The organism is Mobiluncus mulieris ATCC 35243 (assembly GCF_000160615.1).
In the GTDB taxonomy this organism is placed as follows: Bacteria; Actinomycetota; Actinomycetes; order Actinomycetales; family Actinomycetaceae; genus Mobiluncus; species Mobiluncus mulieris.
The window spans coordinates 177,448-185,135 of the sequence record NZ_GG668518.1 but is presented as its reverse complement, the minus strand read 5'-3'; the positions used below and the strand labels follow the sequence as shown (position 1 = coordinate 185,135).

Genomic DNA, 7,688 nt, shown 5'->3' with positions numbered 1-7,688 from the left:
CGCTCCGGCGGCTGTGGCTGCGGAGGAGCCTCGTCCTTTGGATGGTGGCTGGGATCGTATTGCTTCTGATAGGGCGAATAATGATCGTATTGATACAGCGTTAGAGGTGGCTAAGGTTGCTTTCCCTGAGGTGGCTAAGGCTAAGGCTGTGTATGTTGCGAATTCGACTGCGATGATTGATGCGGCTACTGCTGGTCAGTTGACTGATGGGCCTATTCTGCTGGTGGATAATAATTCCCGTACGCTTGATGTGGTTAAGGCTCAGGTTGCTAAGTACACGTCTGCTACCACGGTTTACGCTGTTGGTGGAGAGCAGGTGGTGCCTGAAGCGACTTTGAAGGCTGTGGCTGGTGATAAAAAGACTGGTCGTCTTGGTGGTAAGAGCCGGTATGAGACTGCTATGTCTGTGGCGAAACGAGTTATCGAGGTAGAGCCTAGCAAGTCTAAGAATGTGATTGTGTCACGCGCGGATGTACCGATTGACGCGTTGGCGGCTGGCACGTTGGATCATGGCCCGGTGTTTTACACGAAAGACGGGGAATTGCCTGAGGATGTGAAGACTTGGGTGAAGGATCACAAGGTTCAAAGTGTTATTGGTTTAGGTGGTAAAAACGCGGTTCCGGATAAGGCTTTGTCCGAGGCGTTGGATCCGGTGGTTAAGGTTAATCCTGGTAAAGCGGATTTGGAGTCTATTAACGCGCGTAAAGCATTCGAAGAGGCTCGCGCGAAATACCTGGGTGTGAATACCTTCCGTTCGGATTTCGAAATCACTAAAGCCGGTGATTCTGATTATCTTAATACTGCTACCTCGCGTGATCCGAGAATGCTTGATTTGGGGCGTCAGGACGCTGGTAACCGTTTCGAGGGCTACAAGGCGTTGGCTAGGGAAGTCGCGGAGCGTATGGACGTGGTTGACTCTGCGGTTAAGTCCGTGAAGATGGATATCGCGAATAAGATTAAAGACGCTAAAGGCGACTACAATACGATTAAGACTGGTATCGCCTCTGACCTGGGTAAACTCTACGGTACTGCTAACCAAGCTAATATTGCGAAGAATAAGGATTTCTTTGTTTTTGATGAGGACGGGAAAGTTACCGGGGTGGCTTATGGGGCTATCGAGTCTAATAACGAGGCTGTGAAGACTGCTATCAAGTCTGACAAGGCTCGTATCAAAGCCTACTTCGAACACAAAGACGCAGCACTGCTAGGTAATGCAGTGGCTCCTACAGGCTACAAGTTTGACTCGGTAGGTGTGGAATCCCAGAACTTGTTCTCGAATAAGTCTATCTCCACGTTGACTACTGGTGATTCGAATCTGGTTGTGTTGCAGCGTGACACCGAGTTGTTCTTGGCTCAGGCAAAGCAGAACGCGGATTCCACTAGCGCGTCTATGCTGGATGCGTGGGCGAAGCTGAAGCGTGGTACCGGTTATGTGCGTCTTGGTGGTGCGGATCGCTATTCTACTGCGGCGATGATTTCGCAGTACCTGCGTTTACAGCGTGGCGCGTTTATTGACCGGGTGTATTTGGCTAACGGCGAGTCTATGGTTGATGCTCTGGTTGCTGGGGTGTTCACCCGTGGGCCTATCTTGTTGGTTAACAAGGCTGGTACGTTGACTGATGCTACTAAGACTGAGATGCAAAACATTGGCCAGTTCCTGACAGTCAGTGGCGATAAGGTTGTTGAACGTAAGAAAGGTGCTTTCCCGGCGGTACTCGCTGTGGGTGGTAAGAACTCTGTAACTGACGCTGCTGCGGCTGCTGCGGCTGCTGAGGTCAAGGTTGGTAACGACCGCGTCACTGAGAAGGAACAGAAGTTCCTGGTCTCTAATGAACTCAAAGTCACCTACACCGAAGGCGAGAAGGCTGTTGCTAATAGTAAGCCGGCGACTTTGAGTTTCTCTTTCCAGGTACCCACCGGGAAGAACGCCGACAAAGCGACCGTAACCTGGCAATACCGCGCCGACGCAAACAGCAACTGGAGTGCGGTAGCTAACAGCACTCCGGCCGGTGTGACTTACGGTACCGAAACCAAGACACCGTCTGATAAGGGTATTGTCACCGTGTCCCGCAATATCACCACCCCCGCCACTGCTGCTGACGCTAAAGGCGATTACCGGGCACTCGTTACCTACAAGAACGACAGTGGCGTAACCGAAAAAGAAATCGCCACCAACCCCGTAACCGTACAACTATCCGCACCGGCGCAGACACTCACTGCCGTGACTATAACCATGAATCCGGTTAGTGGTGAAGTTAAGACCACTGCTTCTGATACAGGTGCGAAAACAGTGACTTTGACCTGCGATAAAACGGGTACTGCTGTTGATGTGCAATACTCCTGGGATATCACCGGTGCTAGTGGCCAAGTTAAATCCGGTGCTGCGGATGCCACCCACTTTGGCGCGGGAGCTTTGAACACTAAAACGTTGACTCTAACGTCACCCGCACACGACGTTGCTACAGGTAGCATCACGATTCCTGCTGACAAGATAGTCTGCAAGGCTACATCCGTGAATGCCGGCGTAAATGCAGGCTCTGCAAAGACTGCTAAGAACACGGTGATTAAGTACACCAAGGGTTAAACCGTGGTTGCATGTTGTTTAGTCCTTACCCGTCTTGAAGGAGACGATAACTGAATAAGACGTGGCACCTCTGGGAGTCATTGACTCCTGGGGGTGCCATGTTTTTAGTTGCTGCCGGGGAAACATTCAGGAGAAACTACTGGAAGAACTGGGTCTAGCAGACAGTTAGTGTCAAGTATTTTGAAACGGTCTGGGTTTTTCCTGGTCCGGTTTGTCGGGAGCGTATGCCAGGTTGTTCTGTTTGTGCTGCGGATTATGTTGTGGAACTAACCTTTTGCAGTCGTGGTATCAGCTTGTTGTTCCTGTTTCCCTGGTTCGTTTTTGTGGGTTTGGCAGGGAGTTTCCGGTGTTACGGGGCGAACGATAGTAGGTTGGCGACCCAGTCAGCGAAGTGGGGACACTCGTCCATTACTGCCTCTATACGGGTATGGTCGAACACTTCTTTCGTATCGGGTAGTTTACGGTAGGGAACCGGACTGCTTTCTTTTAGCTGGATAAGTCGTTTAGACGGAGCGGTTTGGGGTGAATCGTTGATTTTTTCGACCTCGCCGGCGGCGTCTTTCCAGAGTGTCATTTGGCGAATCTCTGCGTTGCTAAACACGGTTGATTTTCCGTGCAAGGCTGCGGCAATAACCAGGGATTCAAATTCATGCTTGACTACGAAAGGCAGCCATTTTCCCGGTTGTTCCCGGTTCCTATAGTACTCGAGCAGTTTCTCCTCAATGTCCTCGCATCGTGGATTGACTAACCCTGCTTTCCTAATGAAATCTTGCGGAAAACCGTAGTAGTCAATCATCGTTGACACTCCCTGCCATTGCGGCTGGCCCAACAGCATCCTAATCAAAGAGTCATAGCCTGTTCCCGCCCTGGAATACCAGCCACCACCCCCAAAACGAGCTTTCCCGTTCGCGGCGACACTGGTTTTTACGACAATGGCTTGGGTAAACAATTTCCCTCCGCTAGCCTGCTGCAGGTAAGGGGCTAAATTGTTCGTGATGAACTGTTGTTCCGACGGACCCTCTGCAACAATCGCAATCAATGCCATAGCAGCAACCCCACCCGCCTTGTGACTATCCATTTCCTATTCACAAGTCCGTTACCTCCCTTTTGGGGGACACGTTTAGGACATTGTTTTCCCACATTTGCCCTACCGAATAGTCATCCAGCCATTGCGTGTAAGCCTCTGGTTCGGGACGATTCACCGCAGTCGCGCCGTTTTCCCGAGTAACCAGGGCTAATTCTTCCAACGAGAACTGATTTGCCAGCGTGACTGATTGCGTGGTGACAATAAGCTTCCTCTCCGGGCTGGCAAACTCGTGCAGCATCTGCGCGAGTTGATAGATAGCAAAAGGATGCAGACCAAGTTCCGGCTCGTCCAAAACAATCGTCTCAGGCGGGTTGGTTTGCTGTAACAAAACAGTCAGACAGATAAACCGAAGCGTACCGGAGCTTAGTCTCTCTCCCGAGAAAACACCATCCAACCCTTTCTGTCGCCAACGCAATATAGTGTTGCGCGAACCCTCATAAACCGGATCAACCTCGAAATCCTCAAGGAACGGTGCCACAACACGCACCGAACGTAAAATTCCCTCGTACCGTTCAACATCACTTTCCCGCATCCGCCACAACACCGCCGCGAGATTCCGCCCATCACTGTGAAGCCTTAGATTATCGGCAACATCACAACTCTGTAACATGGGCGATCGAGAGGAAGAATCATCAAAATGAAAAACCCTACAACCCGTGAGAATACGTCGAATATTCTCCTGTACCCCAGTCCTTGAGCCGCAATCATCCGCATCTGAAAGCACCGAACGATGCGCCAATGGTAGCCAACCATGATTGCCTTGGAAATCGTCACAGAAAGGGGTGGTGTACTTAGCCTGGTTATGGAAGAAAAGCCGCTCTCGCACCAAGGCAGTATCTCCAGTACCGCGACTGAACTGAACATCATACCCATTTGTAAGCGTTTCGTTTATCCGGTAATCAGCATCGATTGCAAAACACCGTGAATCAAATCCCCCGCCTTGCTCCGCCGAGTCAAAATCAGCTACCGGGCTACCCTGGAAAAAGTGTTCACTAAACCCGCCCCCACGCATGATTTCATCCTGGAACGTGTCATCAACCAGACGAGAAAGCAGCTCTATCCCTCTGAGCAAGTTCGTCTTTCCCGCACCGTTTGGACCAATCAACAACGTCACCGGAGTGACCAATTCCAAAGTAGTGTCTCTAATGGAAAGCAGATTTCTGATTCTAAAAGAACGAATCGCCATACGCTACATTCTAACCGCTCCACCAGCGCAAATTCTCCCCCCCAAACCAAGGGAACTCGTTACACACCACCATACCCGCGACCGTCCCGGAACAGGTCTGACCCCGGTAGTCATCTACCGGGGTCAGACGTTTATGAAGTTATCGTTGAAACCATTGAGGTTTCACTAGAATCAAAGGGCTCACTAGGAGATGTTTACAGTAACGTCTTTCTCCGCACCATCGGAAACCGTCTTAGCTGCACCGGCGGCGCCGTCCTCGTCAACCTTGACCGTCACTTTAATCGTGCCAGAGACAGCACCATTGTGAGAGTCGTCGGTAGCGGTAACCTTGCAAGCCTTTGCGCCATCATTCCAAGCAACAGTGAACTTTACCTTGCCAGAAGTTACAGCAGAAAGCTCGTTCTTATTGATAGAGCAGGTGTACTCGGCAGGCGCAGACTTAGCGCCAGTCACAGGAACCGAAGCAGTACCGTTTGCGGCAGTGATGTTACCGGAAGGCGCACTCAAAACCGGCTTCGCGGATTGGGTGGCAGGAGGAGCTGCGGCTAGTTTAACCGTGACATCTACACTGTCTTGATATTTGATATTACCCTTGCCGTCAATCCAACGGACAGTCACCTTATAGGTTCCGTTAGCCGCGACATCCTCTTTTCTATCAGCAGGAGTGAAAGTGAGTTGGCCGTTAGCACTGTTACCCGTGGCGGTAACACCCTTGGGCAGGCCATCAAACAAAGCGCTAAGCCCCGCAACCCTACCGTTGTTAGCGGCTATCGACATAGCAGCAGTCTTAGCACCGGCATTGCCAACATTCGTGATTTCCAGGCTGGCGTATCCGCCTAGGGATGGAGCCTGATTACCGGCATCATCGTTACCACGGAAGTTGTTCGTGCCCTTGTAGTTCTTAGCTTCTTTCAAGGCTTTAACCGCAGCGGCACGGATTTCCTCGGAGATAGACATCTTTCCACCTAAAGCGAAGGTACCCAGATTCGGTTCCTTCTTCTTCAAATAAGCCAGGTGGTTCAACACGGTCTTATCAATCTCACCAGAAGCCGGCACCAACAGAATCGGACCATCAGTCAACTGACCCGCCACTACCGAGTCCACCAAGTGAGCATCATCACCAGAAGCCAAATACGCCCGCGAATCCTTCTTAAAGTCCTTAGACCCCGAGTTCACGAAACGACCCCGCTTCTCCAGGTACACCGCCAACAAGGAAGAAGTCTCATAGCGAGACTTACCAGCCAGACGCGGCACACCAGTCACACCAGTAAGCAACTCCATATTCGTGTTGTTATAGTAGGCATTCACCGCGTCCAACAAGTTCTGCTTCGCCTCATCATGACGCTTCTGCTGGTTATCCAACTCAGTCTTTGTCACGTTATAGAACGCAGACCAGTTCACCTTACCCGAAGCCAAAGCCTCCACACCAGCAAGATCCTTACCCGGCAAAACAGCGTCCTTGTTGGCAATCTTGGCGTAGACAGCCTCCTTGAAAGTCAAATCCGTGTCACCAACCTTATAGACCTTCTTACCAGACCAGTCACCAGCAGCCAGCTTTGACTGTACCCCGTCAAGCTTATCCATATCCAAACCAGTCAAGTTAGAATCATCATCAAACTTGAACACACCAGAAGTAGAAACCGCCCCAGAATCATTCAAAGTAGGCCTGATCTCGCTGAGAGACAAACCATACAAATCCTGAACCGCTTTCACCAACTTAGCAGCCACATCACCAGCGTTAACATTGGTAACGGCGGATAAAGCCGCAGCTTTAACCTCAGCGGTTTTAGCGTCAACTAGGGCATTATCCTTCACAGCATTCAACTCATTATACTGTTTAGTGATAACCACATTGTTAGCCTTCAAATCCTTCAAAGGCTGCACATAACCAACAAACGCCTTCTTCGGATCACTAACAGCGGTCTCAACATTCACACTCGAAGGATCCTTAGACTCAGCCTTAACAGACCCGCCGTTAAGACCAAAGAAATCATATTTCTCGAACTTGGTAACATCAAAAGCGGCACCCTTGTCTTGAGGCGGCATAGAATCTTTAACAAACTTACGGGACTGCCAATCAGACTGACCAAAATAAGTAGCAGCCGCTAACGCCACATTAGCCTTAAGCTCTTTACCACTCTTAAGCCAAGACCACGGATCAAGCTTCTTAATCTCAGCCCCTACTTTAGCAACCTGCTCCGAAGGAAGAGCCTTCTCCCCACCAAGAATCACCGCGTCACGAGCATGCTTCACAGCCTCGGCATAATAATCCTTAGTAGCCTTATCAATATCACCAGACGGAGTGAGCATCAACACCGGTCCATCCCCGGCCGCACCCGCAGTCAAAGCGTCAACCATCACATCACCACGAGTGAAATACACACGAGACGCGTTCTTAAAATCCTTATACGCAGCCTTAGCTACCGCCACATTCGTCTCATAACGATTCTTACCATCCAAACGCTCGGTCTTGGTAATCTTGTCGTTCATCTTCTTAACCGCAGCCACCGCCTCATCAGGAACCGCGTTCTTACCACCAACAGCAACCAAAGTATTAACCTTGTCAAACTTCGATTTAATCGCAGCACCCAACAACAACTGACCCGAACGATCCGTCGGCACCAACAGCACCACACCATCAGTCAACATGCCAGAAGTAGCAGCATCAACCAAATGCGAATCACCAGCAGCCACCAAATAAGCCTTAGTCAAAGACTTACCCTTATCAGCATACAAACGCTCCGCAGCCGCAATCGCCGTATCAACACGAGAATCCCCCGCAATACGCTCAAAAGAACCACCCTCCGGGAAAGTAATCCTCTCAGCCCCCG

The 7,688-nt window shown here is 50.6% G+C and carries 4 protein-coding genes; 1 reads left to right on the top strand and 3 read right to left on the bottom strand.

The features are described from left to right. A partial coding sequence (locus HMPREF0577_RS00720) for a cell wall-binding repeat-containing protein (protein ID WP_004011718.1) occupies positions 1-2,584 on the top strand: 2,584 nt, incomplete at its 5' end. Positions 2,585-2,933: 349 nt separating this feature from the next. Here the strand turns inward: HMPREF0577_RS00720 and HMPREF0577_RS00715 are convergent. From HMPREF0577_RS00715 to HMPREF0577_RS00705, 3 genes are all read right to left on the bottom strand, one after another. Beyond that, positions 2,934-3,662, bottom strand: coding sequence for a DUF4276 family protein (locus HMPREF0577_RS00715; RefSeq protein ID WP_004011717.1), 729 nt, complete (start codon positions 3,660-3,662; stop codon positions 2,934-2,936). 7 nt (positions 3,663-3,669) lie between these two features. After that, complete coding sequence (locus tag HMPREF0577_RS00710; protein WP_004011716.1) at positions 3,670-4,857, bottom strand: AAA family ATPase; 1,188 nt, start codon at positions 4,855-4,857, stop codon at positions 3,670-3,672. A 183-nt stretch (positions 4,858-5,040) separates the two neighbouring features. Next, on the bottom strand, positions 5,041-7,688 hold a 2,648-nt coding region (locus HMPREF0577_RS00705; protein WP_004011715.1), incomplete at its 5' end, for a cell wall-binding repeat-containing protein.